The organism is Stenotrophomonas sp. SORGH_AS_0282 (genome assembly GCF_030818125.1).
In the GTDB taxonomy this organism is placed as follows: domain Bacteria; phylum Pseudomonadota; class Gammaproteobacteria; order Xanthomonadales; family Xanthomonadaceae; genus Stenotrophomonas; species Stenotrophomonas rhizophila_A.
This window is the reverse complement of the sequence record NZ_JAUTAB010000001.1, coordinates 599796-622098: the sequence shown is the minus strand read 5'-3', so window position 1 is coordinate 622098 and position 22303 is coordinate 599796. Positions and strand designations below refer to the sequence as shown.

The 22303-nt window shown below is 66.0% G+C and carries 21 protein-coding genes; 8 read left to right on the top strand and 13 right to left on the bottom strand.

Translation table 11 applies throughout. The features are described 5' to 3' along the window. The first annotated feature begins 5 nt into the window (after positions 1 to 5). The 7 genes from QE395_RS02695 (at position 6) to QE395_RS02665 (ending at position 7761) form a co-directional block, all read left to right on the top strand. Positions 6 to 1274, top strand: coding sequence for an efflux RND transporter periplasmic adaptor subunit (locus tag QE395_RS02695; RefSeq protein ID WP_306987486.1), 1269 nt, complete (start codon positions 6 to 8; stop codon positions 1272 to 1274). Positions 1275 to 1306: 32 nt separating this feature from the next. After that, on the top strand, positions 1307 to 2026 hold the full coding sequence (locus QE395_RS02690) for an ABC transporter ATP-binding protein (protein ID WP_068854090.1): 720 nt from the start codon (positions 1307 to 1309) through the stop codon (positions 2024 to 2026). Between the two features lie 11 nt (positions 2027 to 2037). Further along, positions 2038 to 3339, top strand: a complete 1302-nt coding sequence (locus QE395_RS02685) for an ABC transporter permease (RefSeq protein ID WP_249833153.1) — start codon at positions 2038 to 2040, stop codon at positions 3337 to 3339. Between the two features lie 16 nt (positions 3340 to 3355). Further along, on the top strand, positions 3356 to 4576 hold the full coding sequence (locus tag QE395_RS02680; protein WP_249833154.1) for an FtsX-like permease family protein: 1221 nt from the start codon (positions 3356 to 3358) through the stop codon (positions 4574 to 4576). 1 nt (position 4577) lies between these two features. Further along, positions 4578 to 4988, top strand: a complete 411-nt coding sequence (locus QE395_RS02675) for a PDZ domain-containing protein (protein ID WP_249833155.1) — start codon at positions 4578 to 4580, stop codon at positions 4986 to 4988. A 77-nt stretch (positions 4989 to 5065) separates the two neighbouring features. Next, entirely contained in the window at positions 5066 to 6409 is a 1344-nt protein-coding gene (locus tag QE395_RS02670; protein WP_249833156.1) for a sigma-54 dependent transcriptional regulator, read from the top strand. Next, entirely contained in the window at positions 6406 to 7761 is a 1356-nt protein-coding gene (locus QE395_RS02665) for a HAMP domain-containing sensor histidine kinase (protein ID WP_249833157.1), read from the top strand. Before QE395_RS02670 ends, QE395_RS02665 begins: the two co-directional genes overlap by 4 nt. A 132-nt stretch (positions 7762 to 7893) precedes the next feature. Here the strand turns inward: QE395_RS02665 and glmU are convergent, their stop codons facing one another. From glmU to QE395_RS02615, 10 genes are all read right to left on the bottom strand, one after another. Further along, the gene (gene glmU / locus QE395_RS02660; RefSeq protein ID WP_095363003.1) at positions 7894 to 9258 is read right to left on the bottom strand and encodes a bifunctional UDP-N-acetylglucosamine diphosphorylase/glucosamine-1-phosphate N-acetyltransferase GlmU; all 1365 of its coding nucleotides are present in this window, start codon (positions 9256 to 9258) and stop codon (positions 7894 to 7896) included. 134 nt (positions 9259 to 9392) lie between these two features. Next, positions 9393 to 9815 carry a F0F1 ATP synthase subunit epsilon gene (locus QE395_RS02655; protein WP_068854096.1) on the bottom strand — a complete coding sequence of 141 codons (423 nt, stop codon included), beginning with the start codon at positions 9813 to 9815 and terminating at the stop codon, positions 9393 to 9395. A gap of 2 nt (positions 9816 to 9817) precedes the next feature. Beyond that, positions 9818 to 11224 (bottom strand): F0F1 ATP synthase subunit beta, encoded by a 1407-nt coding sequence (gene atpD, locus QE395_RS02650; protein WP_068854097.1) that lies wholly within the window; start codon positions 11222 to 11224, stop codon positions 9818 to 9820. Positions 11225 to 11262: 38 nt separating this feature from the next. After that, a complete protein-coding gene (atpG, locus tag QE395_RS02645; RefSeq protein ID WP_068854098.1) occupies positions 11263 to 12126 on the bottom strand; it encodes a F0F1 ATP synthase subunit gamma in 864 nt (287 codons plus the stop codon). Between the two features lie 80 nt (positions 12127 to 12206). Further along, on the bottom strand, positions 12207 to 13754 hold the full coding sequence (gene atpA / locus QE395_RS02640) for a F0F1 ATP synthase subunit alpha (protein WP_068854099.1): 1548 nt from the start codon (positions 13752 to 13754) through the stop codon (positions 12207 to 12209). Positions 13755 to 13798: 44 nt separating this feature from the next. Continuing rightward, positions 13799 to 14326 (bottom strand): F0F1 ATP synthase subunit delta, encoded by a 528-nt coding sequence (locus QE395_RS02635; RefSeq protein ID WP_068854100.1) that lies wholly within the window; start codon positions 14324 to 14326, stop codon positions 13799 to 13801. A 3-nt stretch (positions 14327 to 14329) separates the two neighbouring features. Next, positions 14330 to 14800 (bottom strand): F0F1 ATP synthase subunit B, encoded by a 471-nt coding sequence (locus QE395_RS02630; protein ID WP_068854101.1) that lies wholly within the window; start codon positions 14798 to 14800, stop codon positions 14330 to 14332. A gap of 111 nt (positions 14801 to 14911) precedes the next feature. Continuing rightward, positions 14912 to 15214: a F0F1 ATP synthase subunit C gene (atpE, locus tag QE395_RS02625; protein ID WP_068854102.1), complete on the bottom strand. Its 303-nt coding sequence runs from the start codon at positions 15212 to 15214 to the stop codon at positions 14912 to 14914. A 63-nt stretch (positions 15215 to 15277) separates the two neighbouring features. After that, positions 15278 to 16072, bottom strand: coding sequence for a F0F1 ATP synthase subunit A (gene atpB, locus QE395_RS02620; RefSeq protein ID WP_068854103.1), 795 nt, complete (start codon positions 16070 to 16072; stop codon positions 15278 to 15280). A 31-nt stretch (positions 16073 to 16103) separates the two neighbouring features. Beyond that, positions 16104 to 16472 (bottom strand): hypothetical protein, encoded by a 369-nt coding sequence (locus tag QE395_RS02615; RefSeq protein WP_176472592.1) that lies wholly within the window; start codon positions 16470 to 16472, stop codon positions 16104 to 16106. A 509-nt stretch (positions 16473 to 16981) separates the two neighbouring features. Here QE395_RS02615 and QE395_RS02610 point away from each other — a divergent pair. Continuing rightward, positions 16982 to 17797 (top strand): hypothetical protein, encoded by an 816-nt coding sequence (locus tag QE395_RS02610; protein ID WP_068854105.1) that lies wholly within the window; start codon positions 16982 to 16984, stop codon positions 17795 to 17797. Positions 17798 to 17926: 129 nt separating this feature from the next. On the opposite strand, the gene lpdA is transcribed toward QE395_RS02610, so the two are convergent. Genes lpdA through aceF form a run of 3 tightly spaced genes read right to left on the bottom strand, consistent with a single transcriptional unit; the run spans position 17927 to position 22127 of the window. After that, entirely contained in the window at positions 17927 to 19735 is a 1809-nt protein-coding gene (gene lpdA, locus QE395_RS02605; protein ID WP_306987484.1) for a dihydrolipoyl dehydrogenase, read from the bottom strand. A 17-nt stretch (positions 19736 to 19752) separates the two neighbouring features. Next, positions 19753 to 20373 carry a hypothetical protein gene (locus QE395_RS02600; protein WP_093534942.1) on the bottom strand — a complete coding sequence of 207 codons (621 nt, stop codon included), beginning with the start codon at positions 20371 to 20373 and terminating at the stop codon, positions 19753 to 19755. Between the two features lie 26 nt (positions 20374 to 20399). Continuing rightward, positions 20400 to 22127: a dihydrolipoyllysine-residue acetyltransferase gene (gene aceF / locus QE395_RS02595; RefSeq protein WP_095363005.1), complete on the bottom strand. Its 1728-nt coding sequence runs from the start codon at positions 22125 to 22127 to the stop codon at positions 20400 to 20402. Positions 22128 to 22303: the final 176 nt, after the last annotated feature.

Below are 22303 nucleotides of genomic sequence, written 5' to 3'. Positions count from 1 at the left end.
GCCCGATGATCCGCGACACTTCCGCACAGGACCAGACCCTCTCCACCCCGGGCACGGCCGCGCCGTGGAAGCGCTGGCTGTGGCCGGGCATCGCCGCGCTGGTGGTGCTGCTGGCGATCGTCTTCGCCGCCCGCGCCTGGCTCGGGTCCAGCCGCTCCTTTGACAGCGCGCGGGTGCGCATTGCCGAGGTCAAGCAAGGCGACCTGGTCCGCGACCTGGCCGCCGATGGCCGGGTGATCGCCGCTAACAGCCCGATCCTGTACGCGATCTCCGCCGGTACAGTGGACCTGAAGGTGGTGGCCGGCGATGTGGTGAAGAAGGGCCAGGAGCTGGCGGTGATCGACAGCCCCGAGCTGCGCAGCAAGCTGGCCCAGGAGCGCACCACCCTGGCCGGGCTGGAAGCCGAAGCCAGCCGCGCCGTGCTCGATGCCACCCTGGCCCGGGCCAAGGCCAGCAAGGAAACCGACCAGGCCAGCATTGAGCGCCAGGCCGCCGAACGCGACCTGCAGCGCTACCAGCGCGGCTATGACGGCGGCGCGGTGCCGCAGATCGACCTGGCCAAGGCCAACGACAGCCTGAAAAAGGCCGACATCTCGCTGGCCAACGCCCAGACCGACGCCCGCCTGCAGGGCCAGGGCGCGGACCTCGATGCCCGCAACAAGCGCCTGCTGGCCGACCGCCAGCGCGCGGTGGTGGAAGAAGTGCAGCGCCAGGTGGACGCGCTGACCCTGCGCGCACCGTTCGATGGCCAGGTGGGCCAGGTCCAGGCCACCCAGCACACCCAGGTGGCGGCCAACGCGCCGATCCTGGGCGTGGTCGATCTGTCGCGCTTCGAGATCGAGATCAAGGTGCCGGAAAGCTTCGCCCGCGACCTGTCCATCGGCATTCCGGCCCAGCTCACCAGCGGCAACGGCCAGCCGTTCCCGGGCGAGATCAGCGCGGTGTCGCCCGAAGTGGTGGCCGGCGAAGTGAACGCCCGCATCCGCTTCACCGACAAACAACCGCAGGGCCTGCGCCAGAGCCAGCGCATGCAGTCGCGGATCGTGCTCGATACCCGCCGCAATGTCATCAAGGTCGAGCGTGGCCCGTTCGTGGAACAGGGCAACGGCCAGGCCTACGTCATGGATGGCGATACCGCGATCCGCCGCCCGGTCCGGCTGGGCGTCAGCAGCCTGGGCGAAGTGGAAATCCTGTCCGGCCTGCGCCCGGGCGACCGCGTGGTCGTCTCCGGCGCTGACCTGTTCGGCGGTGCCGAATCCGTGTCCATCAACTGATCACCCTCATCACTTCAACCAAGGAAACAGCCATGCTCGAGATGCGCTCGGTCGCCAAAGTATTCCGCACCGAACAGGTGGAAACCCATGCCCTGCGTTCGCTGGACCTGCACGTGCGCGAGGGTGAGTTCGTTGCGGTAACCGGCCCGTCCGGTTCGGGCAAGACCACCTTCCTCAATATCGCCGGCCTGCTGGAAACCTTCACCAGCGGCACCTACATGCTCGATGGGCAGGACGTGAGCAAGCTGGGCGACGATGCCCGCAGCCGCCTGCGCAACCAGAAGATCGGCTTCATCTTCCAGGGTTTCAACCTGATCTCCGACCTCAACCTGTTCGACAACGTCGACGTGCCGCTGCGTTACCGCGGCATGCCGGCCAGCGAACGCAAACAGCGCATCGAACGCGCGCTGGGCCAGGTCGGGCTGGGCTCGCGCATGAAGCACTACCCCTCCGAACTGTCGGGCGGCCAGCAGCAGCGCGCCGCCATCGCCCGCGCCCTGGCCGGCAGCCCGCGCCTGCTGCTGGCCGACGAACCGACCGGCAACCTGGACAGCCAGATGGCCCGTGGCGTGATGGAACTGCTGGAAGAGATCAACGCCGCCGGCACCACCATCGTCATGGTCACCCATGACCCGGAACTGGCCGCGCGTGCCCAGCGCAACGTGCACATCGTCGATGGCCAGGCCACCGACCTGGTGCGCGAACCGGTGCTGGCCACCCCGCGCGTTGCCGTCGCCACGCTCAACGACTGAGGCCCGCCACCATGCTCGCCTACTACTTCCGACTGGCCCTGCGCAGCTTCCGGCGCAACAAGGTGCTGACCGCGCTGATGGTGATCGCCATCGCGCTGGGCATCGGTGCTTCCATGACCACCCTGACCGTGTTCCATGTGCTGTCAGGCGATCCGATCCCGCAGAAGAGCGACCGCCTGTTCAACGTGCAGGTCGACCCGCGGCCGATGATCGGCTACCAGCCCAGCGAAGAGCCCGAAGAGCAGGTCACCCGCTTCGATGGCGAAACGCTGCTGCGTGAGAAGAAGGCCAAACACCAGGTGCTGATGACCGGTGGTGGCGTCACGGTGGAACCGGACAACAGCACGCTGCGTCCGTTCGACACCGATGCGCGCTATGCGTCCAGCGATTTCTTCACCATGTTCGATGCGCCGTTCAAGTACGGCCAGGGCTGGAAGCCCGACCAGGACGAAGGCCGTGGCCGGGTGGCGGTGATCTCCAAGGCCTTGAACGAGAAGTTGTTCAACGGCCAGAACAGCGTGGGCAAGCCATTGCGCATGGATGGGCACACCTTCAACATCGTCGGCGTGCTGGACGAATGGAATCCCAACCCGCACTTCTACGACCTGGAAACCGGCCGCTACGGCGACAGCGAAGACATCTTCGTGCCGGTGTTCACCGCGCTGGACCTTAAGTTCGGCCGCAACGGCAACATGAACTGCTGGGACAACGCCAACGGCGAGGAAACCGCGCTCAATGCACCGTGCGTGTGGATGCAGTACTGGGTTGAGCTGGCCTCGCCGGCCGACGCCGGCGACTACCGGGCGTACCTGGAAAACTATTCGGCACAGCAGAAGGCCGCCGGTCGCTTCCAGCGTCCGTCCAACGTGCGCCTGCGCAATGTAATGGAGTGGTTGGACTTCAAGCAAGTGGTGCCCAGCGACGTACGCCTGCAGCTGTGGCTGGCACTGGGCTTCCTGGCGGTGTGCCTGATCAACACGGTGGGCCTGCTGCTGGCCAAGTTCCTGCGCCGCAGCGGCGAGATCGGCGTACGCCGCGCACTGGGTGCCAGCCGTGGGCAGATCTTCCTGCAGTCGCTGGTCGAAGCCGGCACCGTCGGCCTGGCCGGTGGCTTGCTGGGCCTGGGACTGGCCCTGCTGGGCCTGTATGCAGTTCGGCAGCAGCCGGTGGACTACGCCAAGCTGGCCACGCTGGACGGCAAGATGCTGCTGCTCACCTTCGGCCTGACCCTGGCCGCCAGCCTGCTGGCCGGTTTCCTGCCGGCGCTGCGCGCCATGCAGGTCACCCCCGCCATTCAACTCAAATCGCAGTAAGGATCCGGAGCACATCATGGATATCCGACCCATCCTGAGCACGTTGCGCCGGCACAAGACCGCCGCCGCACTCATCGTGCTGGAGATCGCGCTGACCTGCGCGATCGTCTGCAACGCGTTGTTCCTGATCGGCCAGCGCCTGGAAAAGATCAACCAGCCCAGCGGCATTGCCGAACAGGAGCTGCTGGAAGTGCGGCTGGGCGGCATCGGCAAGCAGGTCAATGCCACCGCCCGTACCCGTGAGGACCTGGCCGCGCTGCGCGCCATCCCCGGGGTGAAGAACGCAGTGGCGATCAACCAGCTGCCGTTCCGGCGCAACTCCTGGAACACCAGCCTGTCGCTGATCCCCGACCAGGAACGCCCCAACTTCAACGCCGCGCAGTACTTCTCCATGGAAGGTACGCTGGATACCATGGGCCTGCAGCTGGTGGCCGGCCGCGACTTCGAGGGCGACGAATTCGCCAACCTGGAAGACGTGGAGAAGGACGCCACCATCGAGCAACGCGGCTCGGCGGTGATCCTGAGCAGCAAGGCCGCCACCAAGCTGTTCCCGGATGGCCAGGCCATCGGCAAGACGATCTACAGCGGGCGCATGCCGCTACGCATCGTCGGCGTGGTGAAGGAACTGGCGCGCCCGGTGACGGTGGAGTCCGACACCGGCTATTCGATGATCCTTCCGGTGCGGGTCAACTACGATATGGGCACGTACCTGATCCGGGTGACCGACGCGGCGCGCCGCCAGGAAGTGCTCACCGCCGCCGTGGCCGCGCTGGAGAAGGTGGACAGCAGCCGCATGGTGCGCGCCAAGCTCACCTACGAAGAACAGCGCACCAAGTACTTCCAGAACGACCGCGCGATGGTCGGCCTGCTGATCACGGTCTGCGTGGCGCTGCTGGTGGTCACCGCGTTGGGCATCGTGGGCCTGGCCAGCTTCTGGGTGCAGCAGCGTACCAAGCAGATCGGCATCCGGCGTGCGCTGGGCGCCACCCGTGGCCAGATCCTCCGGTACTTCCAGACCGAGAACTTCCTGCTGGCCACCGTGGGTATCGTGCTGGGCATGCTGCTGGCGTACTCGATCAACCTGTGGCTGATGGGTGCCTACGAGCTGCCGCGCATGCCGATCACCTACCTGCCCATTGGCGCAGTGCTACTTTGGCTGCTGGGCCAGATCGCCGTGTTCGGGCCCGCCCACCGCGCCGCAGCGGTACCGCCGGCCGTCGCCACCCGGAGTGCCTGACATGACCTTTTCCCCCATCCGTCTCACGCTGGCCGCCCTGCTGCTGATCAGCACCACCGCCTGCGCCGAAAGCACCCAGACCGAGTCGTCGCGTATGGACTGGCGCCAGGATGGCGCGCGCCTCACCCTCGAATCCGAACAGGGCGCGGTGAGCGTTACCGCCGCGTCGCCGGCCAGCCGCTTCGGCGTGCAGGCCGGCGACCAGGTCCTGCGCGTGGACGGCGTGCCGGTGCGCAAGGTGGGCGAATTGACCGACGCACTGTCGGCCAGCGACAAAGCCAGCGTGCCGGTCACAGTGCGCCGCGCCGGCCGCGACCAGGTAGTCAGCGTGCCGACCTCAGCATGGCGCGCGGTGCAGCCACCGCCCCCGCCTCGCCCGCCGGCGCCGCCGTCACCGCCGGGACGCCCGTAAGCCGCCTTCCGGGCCACCCTGCCGGTGGGCCCGGCGCTCGGGTACTCTCTGCCTACTTTCCGGTCCTTCGTTGCCGCATGCCTTCGATCCTGATCATTGACGACAACGCCAGCGTGGCTACCGCGCTGGAGGTCCTGTTCTCGCTGCACGACATCGACGCCGTGCACGCGCTGTCGCCAGACGAAGGCCTGGCGCTGCTGGAACAGCAGCCGGTGGACCTGGTCATCCAGGACATGAACTTCACCGAAGACACGACGTCCGGTGAAGAAGGCGAGGCGCTGTTCCAGCAGATCCGCGCCCGCCATCCGGACCTGCCGGTGATCCTGCTCACCGCCTGGACCCATCTGAGCAGCGCAGTGGACCTGGTCAAGGCCGGCGCGGCCGACTACCTGGCCAAGCCCTGGGACGACCGCAAGCTGCTGACCACGGTCAACAACCTGCTGGAGCTGTCTGAAACCCGCCGCGAGCTTGACCGCCGCCGTGCGCGCGAGCAGCGCGACCGGAGTGCGCTGGAGGCACGCTACGACCTGCGCGGCGCGGTGGTGGCCGACTCGGCCAGCGAACGCGTGGTGAACCTGGCCTGCCAGGTCGCGCGCTCTGAGCTGCCGGTGCTGATCACCGGGCCCAACGGCGCAGGCAAGGAGAAGATCGCCGAGATCATCCAGGCCAACTCGCTGGTGGCCAAAGGCGCGTTCGTGGCGCTGAACTGCGGCGCCATTCCGTCCGAGCTGATCGAGGCTGAACTGTTCGGCACCGAGGCCGGCGCTTACACCGGCGCCAACAAGGCGCGCGAAGGCAAGTTCGAAGCCGCCGATGGCGGCACGTTGTTCCTGGACGAGATCGGCAACCTGTCGCTGGGCGGGCAGATGAAGCTGCTGCGCGTGCTGGAAACCGGCCGTTTCGAGCGGCTGGGCTCCAACCGCGAGCGCCAGGTCAAGGTGCGCGTGATCAGCGCGACCAACGCCGACCTGCCGGCGATGATCCGCGACGGCCAGTTCCGCGAAGACCTGTACTACCGCCTCAACACCGTTGAATTGGCACTGCCGCCGCTGGCCGAGCGACCGGGCGACATCCTGCCGTTGGCCGAACGCTTCCTGGGCGATGGCAAGCCACTGTCCAATGCCGCCGCCAGTGCGTTGCAACGCCACGCGTGGCCCGGCAACGTGCGCGAGCTGCGCAACGTGATCCAGCGCGCCGGCCTGCTCGCACAAGGCCCGCGTATTGAAGTGGGGGACCTGAACCTGCCGCGTGTTGCGGCGCCGCCGCGTGCGGCCACGCCTGCCGCCGATCCGGACCGCAGCCGGATCGAATCGGCGCTGTCGCACAGCCACGGCATCATTGCCCAGGCTGCGGCCGAACTCGGCCTGAGCCGGCAGGCGCTGTACCGCCGCATGGACCGCTACGGTATTCCGCGCGAATGAAGCGCACCTCGTTCACCCTCCGCCTGTTCCTGCGCCTGCTGCCGGTGCTGGCGCTGGCCGCGGCCGGGCCGTGGCTGCTGGCGTACTGGATGGACCAGGGCTGGCTGGTGACGCTGGTGTCGGCCGTGGCGCTGCTGGTGTTGATGTGGTGGACGTTGCGCCGTGCCACCGCGCCGGTCCGCTCGCTGCTGCGGGCGCTGTCGGGCACCACCAGCAGCTACCGCGATGGCGAATACAACTTCAGCGTGTACTGGCCGGGCAACGATGAACTGGGCGACCTGGTCCGGGCGCACCGCGAGCTGGGTGACGTGCTGCGCGAACAGCGCCAGGGGCTGGTGCAGCGCGAACTCTTGCTGGACACCATGGTGCAGAACACGCCGGTATCGATGCTGCTGCTGGCCAACGGCGGCGATGGCGTGCAGCGCGTGATGTTCTCCAACCTGGCCGCGCGCAAGCTGCTGCACAACGGCTGGAAGCTGGAAGGCCAGGCCATGCAGAACGTACTGGAGACCATGCCGGTGGAGCTGCGCGATGCCATCGAACGCGGCGGCGACAGCCTGTTTGCGGTGCGCGGCCCGGGTGACGTGGATGACGAGGCGGATGACGATGACGAGCAGGTCTACCACCTGTCGCGGCGCAGCTTCCATCTCAACGGCCGCCCGCACGACCTGCTGCTGATCCGCCTGCTTACCGCCGAGCTGCGGCGACAGGAAGTGCAGACCTGGAAGAAGGTGATCCGGGTGATCAGCCACGAACTCAACAACTCGCTGGCACCGATTGCGTCGCTGGCGCATTCCGGGGGCGAGCTGGTGCGGCGTGGCAAGACCGAGCGCCTGGAAGAAGTGTTCGCCACCATCGAAGACCGGTCACGGCACCTGGAAGGCTTCATCCGCGGCTACGCGCGCTTTGCCAAGCTGCCGCAGCCGCAGCTGCAGAACGTGCAGTGGAAGCAGTTCCTGGCCGGACTGCAGCTGCAGATTCCATTCCGCATGACGGACATTCCCGAGGACCTTCAGGGGCGCGTGGACATCGCCCAGCTGGGCCAGGCGCTGCTGAACCTGCTCAAGAACGCGCATGAAGCGTGCAGTGAAGCGGAGCCACCCAATGATGACGTGGAGCTGCGCCTGACCCGGCTGCCGCAGTGGCTGCGGATCGAGGTGCTGGATCGGGGCAAGGGCATGAACGAGGCGGTGCTGCAGAACGCGCTGATGCCGTTCTATTCCACCAAGCGCAATGGCACGGGACTGGGCCTGGCGCTTACCCGAGAGATCGTCGAGGCGCATGGTGGCCGCGTGTCGCTGCAGAACCGCCGCGAGGGCGGTCTGTGCGTGGCGATCTTTTTGCCGGGCTGATGGGTTCGCCTGGGCCGGCCAACGGCCGGCGCTACGAATTTTTACGGGTCCATTGGGATCCGGATCAATCAACCATGGGCTCCGGATACGCCGCGGTAGCGCCGGCCGTTGGCCGGCCCAGGCGGTGCCCGGTTACTTCTTCACCGGGCGGTGCCAGCCATCAATGGTTTCCTGGCGCGCGCGCGCGAGGGTCAACTTGCCTTCCGGTGCATTGCGGGTAATCACCGAACCGGCCGCGATTGTTGCGCCCTGCCCGATCGTCACCGGCGCCACCAGCGAGCTGTTGGAGCCGATGAAGGCGTTGTCGCCAATGGTGGTCTGCGACTTGTTCACGCCGTCGTAGTTGCAGGTGATGGTGCCGGCGCCGATGTTTACCTTGCTGCCGATCACCGCATCACCCAGGTAGGTGAGGTGGTTGGCCTTGCTGCCCACGCCGAGGTGCACCTTCTTGGTTTCCACGAAGTTGCCCACGTGCGAACCGTCGGCCAGCACGGTACCCGGGCGCAGCCGCGCGAACGGGCCGATGTCGGCCGCGCCCTCGCTGACCACGCCGTCCAGGTCACAATGCGGCTTGACCACCGTGCCGGCGGCCAGCTTGACGTCCTTGAGCCGGGTGAACGGGCCGATGCTGACCCCATCGCCCAGTTCAACGGTGCCTTCCAGGATCACGTTGACGTCGATCTGCACGTCACGGCCGACCGTGACCGTACCCCGGATATCCAGCCGGGCCGGGTCGATCACGCGCGCACCCTGCGTGCACAAGGCGCGTACTTCGCGCAGCTGCCAGGCCCGTTCCAGCTGCGACAGCTGCCAGGGATCGTTGGCGCCCTCGGCTTCCTGGGCGTCGGCAACGAAGGCCATGTCGGCCGGGGTGTAGTCGGCCGCTGCCGAAGCGAACACGTCGGTCAGGTAGTACTCGCCCTGCGCGTTGCTGTTGGACAGCTGAGACAACCAGGTGCGCAGCGCGGTCGATTCGGCGGTGATGATGCCAGTGTTGATGGTGCGGATGGCCAGCTGTTCGTCGGTCGCGTCCTTCTGCTCGACGATGGCGCCGACCTTGCCTTCGGCATTGCGTACGATCCGGCCATAGCCGGTCGGGTTGAGCATATCGGCCACCAGCACGGCCAGGCGGCCCGGTTGGGCCAGCAGGTGGCGCAGGGTATCCACCTGGATCAGCGGCACATCGCCGTACAGCACCAGCACCGTGGCCGCATCGGGCACCTGCGGCATGGCCTGCTGCACGGCATGGCCGGTGCCCAGCTGCTGGGTCTGCTCGGCCCACTGCAGGTCGGGCTGGTCGGCGAACGCCGCGCGCACCGCTTCACCACCGTGGCCGTACACCACATGGATGGCGTCGGGCCGCAGCTGGCGCGCGGTATCGATCACATGGGCCAGCATCGGGCGGCCGGCAATCGGCTGCAGCACCTTGGGCAGGTCCGACTTCATGCGCTTGCCAGCGCCGGCGGCGAGGATGATGACGTGCAGGGCTTGGGTCATGGGGATGGAGGGTGATCAAAGGTGACGACTGCGATTCTAGAACGCCCGCCGTCAATGTGCCGCGTTTCCGGCACGCGGAAACAACAACGCCGGCAGAAGCCGGCGTTGTCGTATGCAGCGGTAAGCGCTGGATGTCAGTGCTTGAGGGTCTTGCGCAGGCGCTCCAGCGCCTGCAGCTGGACCACGGCTTCGGCCAGCTTCTGCTGGGCTTCGGCCACTTCCATTGCTTCGCCACGGTTGGCCAGGATGCGCTCGGCTTCTTCCTTGGCCTTGCGGACCGAGGTTTCGTCGATGTCCTGCGCGCGGATCGCGGTGTCGGCCAGCACGGTCACGACCTGCGGCTGCACCTCGAGGATGCCGCCGGAGATGGCGAAGTCCAGCTGTTCGCCATTCGGGGTGGTGACCACCACCTTGCCCGGCTTGAGCCGGGTGATCAGCGGGGCATGCTTGGGCGCGATGCCCAGTTCGCCAAGCTCACCCGTAGCCACGACCAGAGTCGCTTCACCACGGAAGATTTCCTGCTCGGCGCTGACGATGTCGCAACGGATGGTGCTCATGATCAGGCCTTCTCAGCCATCTTCTTGGCTTTCTCGACCGCTTCTTCGATGCTGCCGACCATGTAGAACGCCTGCTCCGGCAGGTGGTCGTATTCGCCGTCGACGATGGCCTTGAAGCCGCGGATGGTGTCCTTCAGCGACACGTACTTGCCCGGCGAGCCGGTGAACACTTCTGCCACGTGGAACGGCTGGCTGAAGAAGCGCTCGATCTTGCGGGCGCGCGAAACGGCCTGCTTGTCTTCTTCGGACAGTTCGTCCATGCCCAGGATGGCGATGATGTCCTTCAGTTCCTTGTACTTCTGCAGGGTCTGCTGGACGCGCTGGGCGGTGTCGTAATGTTCGTGGCCGATGACCAGCGGGTCCATCTGGCGGCTGGTCGAATCCAGCGGATCCACCGCCGGGTAGATACCCAGCGAGGCGATCGAACGCGACAGGGTCACGGTCGAATCCAGGTGGGCGAAGGTGGTCGCCGGGGACGGGTCGGTCAAGTCATCGGCCGGCACGTAGACGGCCTGGATCGAGGTGATCGAGCCGTTCTTGGTCGAGGTGATGCGCTCCTGCAGCACGCCCATCTCCTCGGCCAGGGTCGGCTGGTAACCCACGGCCGACGGCATGCGGCCCAGCAGTGCCGACACTTCGGTACCGGCCAGGGTGTAGCGGTAGATGTTGTCGACGAACAGCAGCACGTCCTTGCCCTTGCCGTTTTCGTCCTTCTCGTCGCGGAAGTATTCGGCCATGGTCAGGCCGGTCAGCGCGACGCGCAGGCGGTTGCCCGGCGGCTCGTTCATCTGGCCGTACACCATCGCGACCTTGTCCAGGACGTTGGAGTCCTTCATCTCGTGGTAGAAGTCGTTGCCCTCACGGGTACGCTCGCCCACGCCGGCGAACACGGACAGGCCGCTGTGCGCCTTGGCGATGTTGTTGATCAGCTCCATCATGTTGACGGTCTTGCCGACGCCGGCGCCGCCGAACAGGCCGACCTTGCCGCCCTTGGCGAACGGGCACATCAGGTCGATGACCTTGATGCCGGTTTCCAGCAGCTCGGTGGCCGGCGACTGGTCTTCGTACGACGGCGCTTCACGGTGGATTTCCCAGCTGTCGCTGGCGGTCACCGGACCGGCTTCGTCGATCGGACGGCCCAGCACGTCCATGATGCGGCCCAGGGTGCCTGCACCGACCGGCACCGAGATGGCGCGTTCGGTGTTGGTGGCCACCAGGTTGCGCTTCAGGCCGTCGGTGGAGCCCAGCGCGATGCAACGGACCACGCCGTCGCCGAGCTGCTGCTGCACTTCCAGCGTGATTTCGGTGTTGTCCACCTTCAGCGCGTGGTACACCTTCGGCACCGACTCGCGGGGGAATTCCACGTCGACGACGGCGCCGATGATCTGAACGATCTTGCCCTGACTCATTGCTGCATCCTCTAATTTAAATGCTTTGACTGCGCGCGTCAGACTGCTGCCGCGCCGCCGACGATTTCCGAAATTTCCTGGGTGATCGCTGCCTGGCGGGCCTTGTTGTAGACCAGCTGCAGGGTTCCGATCAGCTTGTTGGCGTTGTCACTGGCCGACTTCATCGCGACCATGCGGGCTGCATGCTCGGACGCGACGTTTTCCAGCACTGCCTGGTACACCAGCGATTCGACGTAACGCGTCATCACGTGCTCCAGCACGGTCGCGGCGTCGGGTTCGTACAGGTAGTCCCAGTCGTGGTGTGCAACCTGCTTCTCGGCGGCCGGCAACGGCAGCAGCTGGTCGAAGCTGGCCTTCTGCGTCATCGTGTTGATGAAGCGGTTGTAGACCAGGTACACGCGGTCGACCTTGCCCTCGGTGAAGGCGTCGAGCATGACCTTGATGACACCGATCAGCTGTTCCAGGTGCGGCACGTCGCCCATGTGGGTGACGCTGCCGACCATGTTGACCTTGACGCGGCGGAAGAAGGTGGATGCCTTCTGGCCGATGGTCACCAGGTCGATCTCGGCGCCCTTGTCCTGCCACTCGCGCACGTCGCCGAGCATCTTGCGGAACAGGTTGTTGTTCAGGCCGCCGGCAAGGCCGCGGTCGGAAGAGACCACGATGTAGCCCACGCGCTTCACTTCGTCGCGCTGGACCAGGAACGGATGCTGGTAATCGGTGCTGGCCTGGGCCAGGTGGCCGATCACCTGCTTCATCGCCTGCGCATACGGACGCGACGTCTTCATCCGCTCCTGCGCCTTGCGGATTTTGGAGGCCGAGACCATTTCAAGCGCGCGGGTCACCTTGCGGGTGTTCTGCACGCTCTTGATCTTGGTTTTGATTTCGCGTCCGCTTGCCATCTCTTATTCCCGTAGAGCGGGGCCATGCCCCGCTTTGTCGTTTGCGCAGCGGGGAAACACTCCCCGCCCCACGAAGCGGCTTACCAGCTGCCGGTGGTCTTGAACTCGGAGATGCCCTTCTTGAAGGCCGCTTCGATGTCGTTGTCCCAACCGCCGGTGGCGTTGACCTTGCCGACCAGTTCGCCCTGGGTGTTGGCGAAGTGGGCGTGCAGGCCTTCTTCGAAGGCCAGCAGCTTGTTGACCGGCACGTCGTCGAGGTAACCCTCGTTGACGGCGTAGATCGACAGCGCCTGGTTGGCGATCGACATCGGGGCGTACTGCTTCTGCTTCATCAGCTCGGTCACGCGCTGACCGCGCTCAAGCTGCTTGCGGGTGGCTTCGTCCAGGTCCGAGGCGAACTGCGCGAACGCCGCCAGCTCACGGTACTGGGCCAGCGAGATGCGGATGCCGCCCGACAGCTTCTTGATGATCTTGGTCTGGGCCGCACCACCGACGCGCGACACCGAGATACCGGCGTTCACGGCCGGGCGGATGCCCGAGTTGAACAGGTCGGTTTCCAGGAAGATCTGGCCGTCGGTGATCGAGATCACGTTGGTCGGCACGAACGCGGAAACGTCGCCGGCCTGGGTTTCGATGATCGGCAGCGCGGTGAGCGAACCGGTCTGGCCCTTGACGGCACCATTGGTGAACTTCTCCACGTACTCTTCCGAGACGCGGGCGGCGCGCTCGAGCAGGCGCGAGTGCAGGTAGAAAACGTCACCCGGGTAGGCTTCACGGCCCGGCGGGCGCTTCAGCAGCAGCGAGATCTGGCGGTAGGCAACGGCCTGCTTGGACAGGTCGTCGTACACGATCAGGGCATCCTGGCCGCGGTCCATGAAGTACTCACCCATGGTGCAGCCCGAGTAGGCGCTGATGTACTGCATGGCAGCCGATTCGGACGCGGTGGCGGCCACGACCACGGTGTGGGCCAGGGCGCCGTTCTCTTCCAGCTTGCGCACGATGTTGGCCACGGTCGAGGCCTTCTGGCCGATCGCGACGTACACGCACTTGATGCCGGTGTCCTTCTGGTTGATCACCGCATCGATGGCCAGGGCGGTCTTGCCGGTCTGGCGGTCACCGATGACCAGCTCGCGCTGGCCGCGGCCGATCGGGATCATGGAGTCGACGGACTTGTAACCGGTCTGCACCGGCTGGTCGACCGACTTGCGCCAGATCACGCCCGGGGCAACGCGCTCCACCGGTGCGGTGGCCTGGGCAGCGATCGGGCCCTTGCCGTCGATCGGCTCGCCCAGCGCGTTGACCACGCGGCCCAGCAGCTCCGGACCGACCGGCACTTCCAGGATGCGGCCGGTGGTCTTGGCCACGTCGCCTTCGCGCAGGTGCTCATAGCCACCCAGGACCACGGCGCCGACCGAGTCGCGCTCCAGGTTCAGGGCCAGGGCGAAGGTGTTGTTCGGCAGTTCGATCATTTCGCCCTGCATCACGTCGGCCAGGCCGAAGATGCGCACGATGCCGTCGGACACGCTGGTCACGGTGCCTTCGTTGCGCGATTCCGCGGCCAGCTTGACCTTCTCGATGCGGTTCTTGATCAGTTCGCTGATTTCGGAGGGGTTGAGCGTGGTTGCCATCGTCAAGTCCTAGTGCCGGCGATCACGCCGGACGTTAAATGAATTCAGTTAGCGAGCGCGGTCTGCAGGCGCGACAGCTTGCCCTTGAGCGAGCCATCGATCACCACGTCGCCAGCGTCGATCACCGCACCGCCGATCAGCGACGCATCGATGGCGGTGGTGACGTCGACCTCTTGGCCGAAGCGCTTGCGCAGCGCGGCCTTGATGGCGTCCAGCTCAGCGGTGGACAGCTCGGCGGCCGAGGTCACCGTGGCTTTCACCACGTGTTCGGCTTCAGCGCGGAGCTGGTCGTACATGCCTGCGATTTCCGGCAGCAGCGGCAGCCGGTGCGCTTCGGCCAGGATGGCCAGGAAGCGACCGAACGACTCGCCTGCCGTTTCCGGGGCCAGCAACGCGACGGCATCGTCACGGCCCAGCTCCGGGTTCGACAGCAGGGCCGACACGCGCGGATCGGCGGCTACATGGGCGGAGAACGCAAGCGCGTCCGACCACGGCGCGAACGTGCCTTCGTCGCGCGCGGTCGCGAACGCGGCGCGGGCATACGGGCGTGCAAGCGTGAGGGCCTGGCTCATCGATCAGATCTCCGAGGCCAGCTCGTCGAGCAGCGCCTTGTGGGCGTTGGCGTCGATTTCGCGCTTGAGCAGCTTTTCGGCACCGGTCACGGCCAGCACGGACACCTGCTTGCGCAGATCCTCGCGGGCACGGTTGGCGGCCAGTTCGATCTCGGCGTGGGCCAGTTCTTTCTGGCGGTTCGCTTCGACGATGGCTTCATTCTTGGCAGCATCAACGATCTGGTTGGCGCGGGCATGGGCCTGGTCGATGATCTCGTTGGCCTTGGTGCGCGCATCCTTCAGTGCTTCGTTGACCTTTTCCTGCGCCTGGGCCAGATCCTTCTGGCTGCGGTCGGCAGCAGCGAGCCCTTCAGCGATCTTCTGCTGGCGCTCTTCGATGGCGTTCATCAGCGGCGGCCAGATCTTGGTCGCGATGATCCAGATCAGACCGGCGAACGCCAGTGCCTGGGCAACGAGGGTAAAACCGATTTCCATGGGGTTCGCTCAATCTGGGGTGATGGGGTGGAGGCGCCGCAGGAGCGGCGCATCCGTTCCTTCATCCGCGATCAGGCGCTCGAGGCGCCTGATCGTTTCGCTTTCGCTGGATCAGCCGGCAACCGGCGGCAGGCGGGTCACGAACTCAGCGATGGTCGGGTTGGCGAAGGCCAGCAGCAGGCCGACGGCGACCGAGATGATGAACGCGGCGTCGATCAGGCCGGCGGTGATGAACATGCGGACCTGCAGCACCGGGATCAGTTCCGGCTGGCGGGCAGCCGATTCCAGGAACTTACCGGCCATGATGGCCAGACCGAGACCGGCACCCAGCGCGGCCAGGCCGATCATGATGCCGACGGCGAGGACGGTGGAGCTCTGGACTTGGGCGAGGTTGGTCAGGACGGCAAAGTACATGGGTTATCTCCGGAAACTTAAGTAGCTAAGGGTAATGAAACGGATGAAGGGTGAAGCGGAAACTCAGTGAGCGTCTTCCGACAGGCTCAGGTACACGATGGACAACATCATGAAAATGAAGGCCTGCAGCGGAATCACCAGCAGGTGGAACAGCATCCAGCCGAGGCCGAAGGCACCGCCTGCGATGGCGCCCATGATGCCGGCACTGCCCAGCACCCAGATCAGCAGGAACACGATTTCGCCGCCGAACATGTTGCCGAACAGTCGCATCGCCAGCGAGATCGGCTTGCTCAGCCACTCGACGATGTTGAGGATCAGGTTGAACGGCATCATCCACTTGCCGAACGGTGCGGTCAGGAATTCCTTGGTGAAACCACCCAGGCCCTTGGCGCGCAGCGCGAAGAACAGCATCAGGAAGAACACGCTGATCGACATGCCCAGGGTGGCGTTGACGTCGGCGGTCGGGACCGGCTTCCAGTACGGAATGCCCAGCGCTTCAAGCGGCAGGGCGATGAAGTCGGCCGGGATCATCTTGATGAGGTTCATCAGGAGGATCCAGAAGAAGATCGTGATCGCGATCGGGGTCACCAGCTTGCTGGTGCCGTGATAGGTGTCCTTGGCCTGGCGGTCAACGAACTCCAGGCAGATTTCAACGAACGCCTGCCACTTGCCCGGTACGCCGGCGGTGGCCTTGCGGGTGGCCATCCAGAAGCCAAACACCATCAACAAACCCATCAGGACCGAAGTCACAATGGTGTCGACGTGAATTGCCCAGAAACCACCTTCCTGCATGTGGAACGTCAGGTTGTGCAGGTGATGTTGGATGTAGGAGGTGGGTGTAAGCGCCTCGCCTGCCATGTGTCCGGAACCTTGAGTTAAATAAATTGGATCAGCGCCTGGCCAGAGCCAGGACCTGGAACATCAGTCCGACGGCGATTCCGGCCAGCAGCGCCAATGCAGGCAGCTTGAAGACCACGAAACCCACCGCCAGGACACCGAATACGAGCGCCCACTTTGCCACCACCGCCAGGATCAGCCGCGACATCGCTGAACCTGCCGCCTGCACCCCGCCCCCCAGCGCCATCCGCGCCGCGACCCAGCCGCCCGCCGATACCGCGATGCCCGATGCCAGCGCGCCAAGCGCGTACTTCGGGCCTGCCAGCAGCAGGAGCACCAGGGCCAGGACAGCCACTGCAGCCAGCGGGTACACCGCTGCGCGCAGCATCAGTCGCCGACCCGCGTCAACGGAGTTCAGCACACGTATGTCCTGCATGGTTGTGGGAGGGGTGACCGGGGCTGGAACTGCCTGTGCCCCGTCGAGCCGCCAAATTATAGCAACGGGACAATTTGCGAGACAACCTGCGCCTGTTCATCCCGGACGACGCAAGTTGCTGCATCGCCACAGATTTTGGCCCGGGAGGGGGTCCGATCCCGCCACAGCCCGCCCCAATTCATGTCGCGTCGCACCATATTGAACTTTGGCCGTGGGGCCCGGTCAGAGAAGTGGGCCTGCCAATTCGATCCTCGTCGACGCCCCTGAAGCAGGCCGGTACCGGGCGGCCCCGAGCTCTCTCCGGGGCCGCCTTTTTCCGGGCAGGCCGCATCCGCTACAACGTGGTGCAGCGCGCGCGGCGGCCACGCGCCACCTCCGACGGTCACCCGGGGTGCATGAACGGTACACACAATCTCCACCATACGTTCACGAATGGTGGACGCGGCGCTGGGCAGAGTGATTCCACTTCACTGAATCCCTCCAAGGATAGAACGATGCGCCTGCTTCCCCTGCTCGCCCTGCCGCTGGCCATGGCCGCCCTCACCCACGCCACGTCCGCGAGCGCGGCCGAAGGCGATGACCGCTTCGCCCTGCGCCTGGGTGCGATGAACATCGACTCGGACAACACGATCCGGGGCAACACCACGGTGCTCGGCCAGGATGTGGGCTTCTCCGAGGACTTCGGCCTGGGCGGCAAGGAATGGGAGCCGCGCATTGACGGCCTGTTCCGCATCAGCGACCGCCAGCGCCTGATCTTCAACTACTTCAAGTACGACAAGGACCGCCGCGAAACCCTCAACGACGGCATCAGCTTCGGCGGCGAAACCGTGCCGGCCGGCAGCTTCGTCAAGGGCGAGCTGAAGTACCAGGTGGCCAGCCTGGTGTACGACTACTCGGTGGTGGACACCGAGAAGTTCGACCTCGGCCTGCAGCTGGGTGCGGAGTACGCCAAGGTGAGTACCAAGGCCTACGCCGACCTGGGCACCGTGTACCAGGGTGAGTTCCTGGACGAGAAGGCCGACGGCGTTGCGCCGGTGGTCGGTGCGCGCTTCACCATCACCCCGTCCGAGAAGTGGATGATCACCGCGCAGGGCCAGTACCTCAACACCGACTGGGGCAACTTCGATGACTACGATGGCGACCTGACCCGCGCCAACGTGATCGTGGATTACAGGTTCACCGACAATTTCGGCATCTTCGCCGGCTACGACTGGTTCCGCCTCGACGTCGACCAGACCGGCAGCGATGGCACCATCGGCCTGAAGCAGGAATTCAAGGGCCCGGTGGCCGGCATCAGCGTTTCGTTCTGATCCAACCGTTGGTTGGTGTGTTACCGCACGAAAAACCCGGCGAAAGCCGGGTTTTTTGTTGGGTGGCATGCAGCGGACCAGGCATGCAGCGGATCAGGCATGCAGCGGACTAACAGTCCGCTCTACCAATCATTTTTTCTTCGGGATGTACAGATCGGTGATGGTGCCGTCGTAGATTTCCGCGGCCATCGCCACCGATTCGCTCAGCGTCGGGTGGGCGTGGATGGTGTGCCCGATGTCTTCAGCTTCGGCGCCCATCTCGATGGCCAGGCCGATCTCGGCCAGCAGGTCACCGGCGTGCACGCCGACGATCGCGCCGCCGATGATGCGGTGGGTTTCCTCATCGAAGATCAGCTTGGTGAAGCCCTCGGTGCGGCCGATGCCGATGGCACGGCCACTGGCCGCCCACGGGAACTTCGCTACGCCAACCTTCAGGCCCTGCGCCTTGGCTTCGGTTTCGGTCACGCCAACCCAGGCGATTTCCGGGTTGGTGTAGGCCACCGACGGAATCACCCGCGCCACCCACTCCTTTTTCTCGCCCGAGGCCACTTCAGCGGCCAGCTTGCCCTCGTGCGTGGCCTTGTGGGCCAGCATCGGGTTGCCGACGATATCGCCGATGGCAAAGATGTGCGGCACATTGGTGCGCATCTGACGGTCCACCGGAATGAAGCCACGCTCGGTGACGCCCACCCCGGCCTTCTCCGCGCCGATCTTCTTCCCGTTCGGCGAGCGCCCCACGGCCACCAGCACGCGGTCGAAGGTGCCCTGCTCCAGCCCCGGCTTCTCGCCTTCGGCAGCGGCTTCGAAGGTCACGGTAATGCCCTTCTTGTCCGCGTTCACGCCGGAGGCCTTGGTCTTGAGGTGGACCTCGACGCCCTGCTTCTTCAGGCGGTCGGCCAACGGCTTGACCAGGTCCTTGTCGGCACCAGGCATCAGCTGGTACATGAACTCCACCACGGTCACCTTGCTGCCCAGCGCCGCGTACACGGTCGCCATTTCCAGGCCGATGATGCCGCCACCGACCACCAGCAGCGAGCCGGGAATGTCGGCCAGTTCCAGCGCGTCGGTGGAATCCATCACGCGCGGGTCGTCCCACGGGAAGTTCGGCAGCTTCACCGCCTGCGAACCGGCGGCGATGATGCACTGCTGGAAGCGCAGCAGCTGGGTCGTGCCGTCGTCGCCGACGATCTCCAGCTCATTGGCCGAGACGAACGTGGCCACGCCCTGCACGGTGCGCACGTTGCGCTGCTTGGCCATGCCCGACAGGCCCTTGGTCAGCTGGGTGACCACCTTTTCCTTGTAGCCGCGCAGCTTGTCCAGGGTGATCTTCGGCGCGCTGAATTCCACGCCGAAATCGCCCGCGTGGGCCACTTCGTCGATCACCGCAGCGGCGTGCAACAGCGCCTTGGACGGAATGCAGCCCACGTTGAGGCACACGCCGCCCAGGCTGGCGTAGCGTTCGATCAGCACGGTGTCCACGCCCAGGTCGGCCGAGCGGAACGCGGCGGTGTAACCGCCCGGACCCGCACCCAGCACCACCATCTGGCATTCGATGTCGGCCGGCTTGCCCGACGACAGCGCCGGCTGCGGCGCGGCCGGTTCGGCCGGCGCGCGGTGCGACGGGGTCACCGGCGGCTTGCTGGCCGGGGCGGCGGCCTTGGGCGCTTCCGCCGCAGACGCGGCCGGAGCGGCAGCGGCGCCTTCGGCGTCCAGCACCACCACCACATCGCCTTCGGACAGCGTATCGCCGAGCTTGACCTTGATTTCCTTCACCACGCCGGCAGCCGAAGACGGCACTTCCAGGGTGGCCTTGTCCGATTCCAGCGTGACCAGGCCCTGGTCCTTCTTCACCGTGTCGCCCACGGCGACCAGCAGTTCGATCACCGGCACCGCGCTGTAATCGCCGATGTCGGGAACCTTGATTTCAATAGCGGCCATTCGTCTTCTCCTGGGTCTCAGCCGGCGTTGCCGGCGAGCAGTTGCTGCAGTTCGTCGAGCGACTCGTCCAGATCCTGCCAGCGACGGTCGAGCTTCTTTTCCTTGGTGTCGCTGGCTTCGATCAGCAGCGCCACCTGTTTCATCATCAGTTTGCCGGCGCCGCACTCCCAGCGCGGGCCGCTGTAGCGCTCTCCAGCCACCTGGAAGGACAGCACCTCACCGTCGGTCACCGGCGCCTTGCGCCCTGCCGGCACACCCGAATCCAGCGCGGCCTGCCAGCTGCGCAGCAGGCGCTGGGCCAGCGCGGCGGGGATGGCGACCTGGTACTGGTCCGGTTCCTGGTCCACGCGCAGCTCCACGCCACCACCGCGTGCACTGTTGTTCCAGTTGTACACGCGCTTGTCGGCCTCGCTGTAGCGCAGGGTCCACGCCTGGTCCTGGCTGCCGGGCAGCAGCGCCACGCCGGTTTCCACCCCGCCCTTGGGCAGGATGGTCAGCGCCAGCGCGGGCTGTGCCTTGCCGTTGAACAGGGTTTCCACGGCCTGGCCGTAGTTGCCCACCGCCGGCGGCCAGCCGCGGCCGATATCGGTCGTGCACGCGGCGGACGCGCCGGGCGCAACAACCAGGGCGGCCAACATCACCGCAACGCCCGCCAGGCGCTGCCTCACAGCAGCACGCGCCGCATGTCGGCCAGCACCTGCGACAGGTACGTGGTGAAGCGCGCGGCCAGCGCACCGTCGATGACACGGTGGTCGTAGCTCAGCGACAGCGGCAGCATCAGCTTCGGAGCGAATTCCTTGCCGTTCCAGACCGGCTGGATCGAGGACTTGGACACGCCCAGGATGGCGACTTCCGGTGCATTGACGATCGGGGTGAAGGCGGTGCCGCCGATGCCGCCCAGCGAGCTGATCGAGAAGCAGCCGCCACTCATGTCGGCCGGGCCCAGCTTGCCGTCGCGCGCCTTTTTGGCCAGCTCGCCGGTTTCCTGGGCGATCTGCACCACGCCCTTCTTGTCCACGTCGCGGATCACCGGAACGACCAGGCCGTTCGGGGTGTCAGCAGCGAAGCCGATGTTGAAGTACTTCTTCAGCGTCAGGTTTTCACCGGCCGCATCCAGCGATGCGTTGAATTCCGGGAACTGCTTCAGCGCCGCGGCGCTGGCCTTGATCAGGAAGGCGAGCATGGTCAGCTTGATGCCGGCCTTCTCGTTTTCCTTGTTCAGCGCCACGCGCAGGCCTTCCAGGTCGGTGATGTCGGCCTGCTCGAACTGGGTGACGTGCGGGATCATGGCCCAGTTGCGCGCCAGGTTGGCGCCGGAGATCTTCTTGATGCGCGACAGCGGCTGGGTCTCGACTTCACCGAACTTGCTGAAATCGACCTTGGGCCACGGCAGCAGGTTGAGCCCACCACCCGCAGCGACCGTGCCACCGGCAACGGCGGCGCCACCGCCGGTCAGCGCCGACTTGACGAACTTCTGCACGTCGGCCTTGGTGATGCGGCCGCCCTTTTCGGTGCCGGTCAGCTGGTTGAGGTCCACGCCCAGCTCGCGGGCGAACACGCGCACCGCCGGGGTGGCATAGGGCACCTTGGACGGCAGCACGCTGTCGGCGTTGAACTGCACCGGCGGGCTGCTCGGGGCACCGGCCGAGGGGGCGCTGGCGATTTCGCGCGCCGCCAGCTTGTCCGGCTGGGCCGGCACGGCGACCGGTTCCACCTTGGTGCCGGTTTCGGCAGCGGCCGGGGCGGCGGCAGCGGCGGCCTGGCTCGGCGCCGGGGCGGCGGCGCCCTCGGCTTCGATGATGGCGACAACCTTGCCCTGCGACAGGGTGTCGCCGACCTTGACCTTGATTTCCTTGACCACGCCGGCAACCGACGACGGCACTTCCATCGTGGCCTTGTCCGACTCGAGCGTGACCAGGCCCTGGTCTTTCTTGACGGTATCGCCGACGGCGACCAGCACTTCGATCACCGGGATGTCGGTGTAATCGCCAATGTCCGGCACCAGCGCTTCCACCGGGCCACCGCCGGCAGCAGCCGGTGCAGCGGCGGGCGCGCTCTGGGTGGCCGGGGCCGGGGCGGCAGCAGCAGCGGCCTTGGCCGGGGCGGCAGCGGGTGCCGGCGCAGCCGCCGGGGCAGGCGCTGCGGCCGCGTCAGCCACTTCGATCAGCGCCACGACCTTGCCCTCGGACAGGTTGTCGCCGACCTTGACCTTGATTTCCTTGACCACGCCGGCGACCGAGGACGGCACTTCCATCGTGGCCTTGTCCGACTCGAGCGTGACCAGCCCCTGGTCCTTCTTGACGGTGTCACCAACGGCGACAAGCACCTCGATTACCGGGATATCGCTGTAGTCACCGATATCGGGGACAAGTGCTTCCTTGATTTCGGCCATGGGGATAACTCCGGCAATCTGGTGTAGGGAATCGCCTATTGTGGGGGCATGAGGCGTCAGCGCCAACCAGCTTGGGCAATTTTCACCCGCTCTGTCCCGGGACAGCGTGTTGCAGCAGGGATGGGCGCTGCTGCGGCCGGTGTTCCAGTCGGTACCGTATTGTCCCGCTACGGTCC

Bases quoted from the DNA above. Each gene is read 5' to 3' on its own strand.
- QE395_RS02695 (WP_306987486.1), top strand. From the start codon at position 6: ATGATCCGCGACACTTCCGCACAGGACCAGACCCTCTCCACCCCGGGC.
- QE395_RS02690 (WP_068854090.1), top strand. From the start codon at position 1,307: ATGCTCGAGATGCGCTCGGTCGCCAAAGTATTCCGCACCGAACAGGTG.
- QE395_RS02685 (WP_249833153.1), top strand. From the start codon at position 2,038: ATGCTCGCCTACTACTTCCGACTGGCCCTGCGCAGCTTCCGGCGCAAC.
- QE395_RS02680 (WP_249833154.1), top strand. From the start codon at position 3,356: ATGGATATCCGACCCATCCTGAGCACGTTGCGCCGGCACAAGACCGCC.
- QE395_RS02675 (WP_249833155.1), top strand. From the start codon at position 4,578: ATGACCTTTTCCCCCATCCGTCTCACGCTGGCCGCCCTGCTGCTGATC.
- QE395_RS02670 (WP_249833156.1), top strand. From the start codon at position 5,066: ATGCCTTCGATCCTGATCATTGACGACAACGCCAGCGTGGCTACCGCG.
- QE395_RS02665 (WP_249833157.1), top strand. From the start codon at position 6,406: ATGAAGCGCACCTCGTTCACCCTCCGCCTGTTCCTGCGCCTGCTGCCG.
- glmU (WP_095363003.1), bottom strand. From the start codon at position 9,258: ATGACCCAAGCCCTGCACGTCATCATCCTCGCCGCCGGCGCTGGCAAG.
- QE395_RS02655 (WP_068854096.1), bottom strand. From the start codon at position 9,815: ATGAGCACCATCCGTTGCGACATCGTCAGCGCCGAGCAGGAAATCTTC.
- atpD (WP_068854097.1), bottom strand. From the start codon at position 11,224: ATGAGTCAGGGCAAGATCGTTCAGATCATCGGCGCCGTCGTCGACGTG.
- atpG (WP_068854098.1), bottom strand. From the start codon at position 12,126: ATGGCAAGCGGACGCGAAATCAAAACCAAGATCAAGAGCGTGCAGAAC.
- atpA (WP_068854099.1), bottom strand. From the start codon at position 13,754: ATGGCAACCACGCTCAACCCCTCCGAAATCAGCGAACTGATCAAGAAC.
- QE395_RS02635 (WP_068854100.1), bottom strand. From the start codon at position 14,326: ATGAGCCAGGCCCTCACGCTTGCACGCCCGTATGCCCGCGCCGCGTTC.
- QE395_RS02630 (WP_068854101.1), bottom strand. From the start codon at position 14,800: ATGGAAATCGGTTTTACCCTCGTTGCCCAGGCACTGGCGTTCGCCGGT.
- atpE (WP_068854102.1), bottom strand. From the start codon at position 15,214: ATGTACTTTGCCGTCCTGACCAACCTCGCCCAAGTCCAGAGCTCCACC.
- atpB (WP_068854103.1), bottom strand. From the start codon at position 16,072: ATGGCAGGCGAGGCGCTTACACCCACCTCCTACATCCAACATCACCTG.
- QE395_RS02610 (WP_068854105.1), top strand. From the start codon at position 16,982: ATGCGCCTGCTTCCCCTGCTCGCCCTGCCGCTGGCCATGGCCGCCCTC.
- lpdA (WP_306987484.1), bottom strand. From the start codon at position 19,735: ATGGCCGCTATTGAAATCAAGGTTCCCGACATCGGCGATTACAGCGCG.
- QE395_RS02600 (WP_093534942.1), bottom strand. From the start codon at position 20,373: ATGTTGGCCGCCCTGGTTGTTGCGCCCGGCGCGTCCGCCGCGTGCACG.
- aceF (WP_095363005.1), bottom strand. From the start codon at position 22,127: ATGGCCGAAATCAAGGAAGCACTTGTCCCCGATATCGGTGACTACAGC.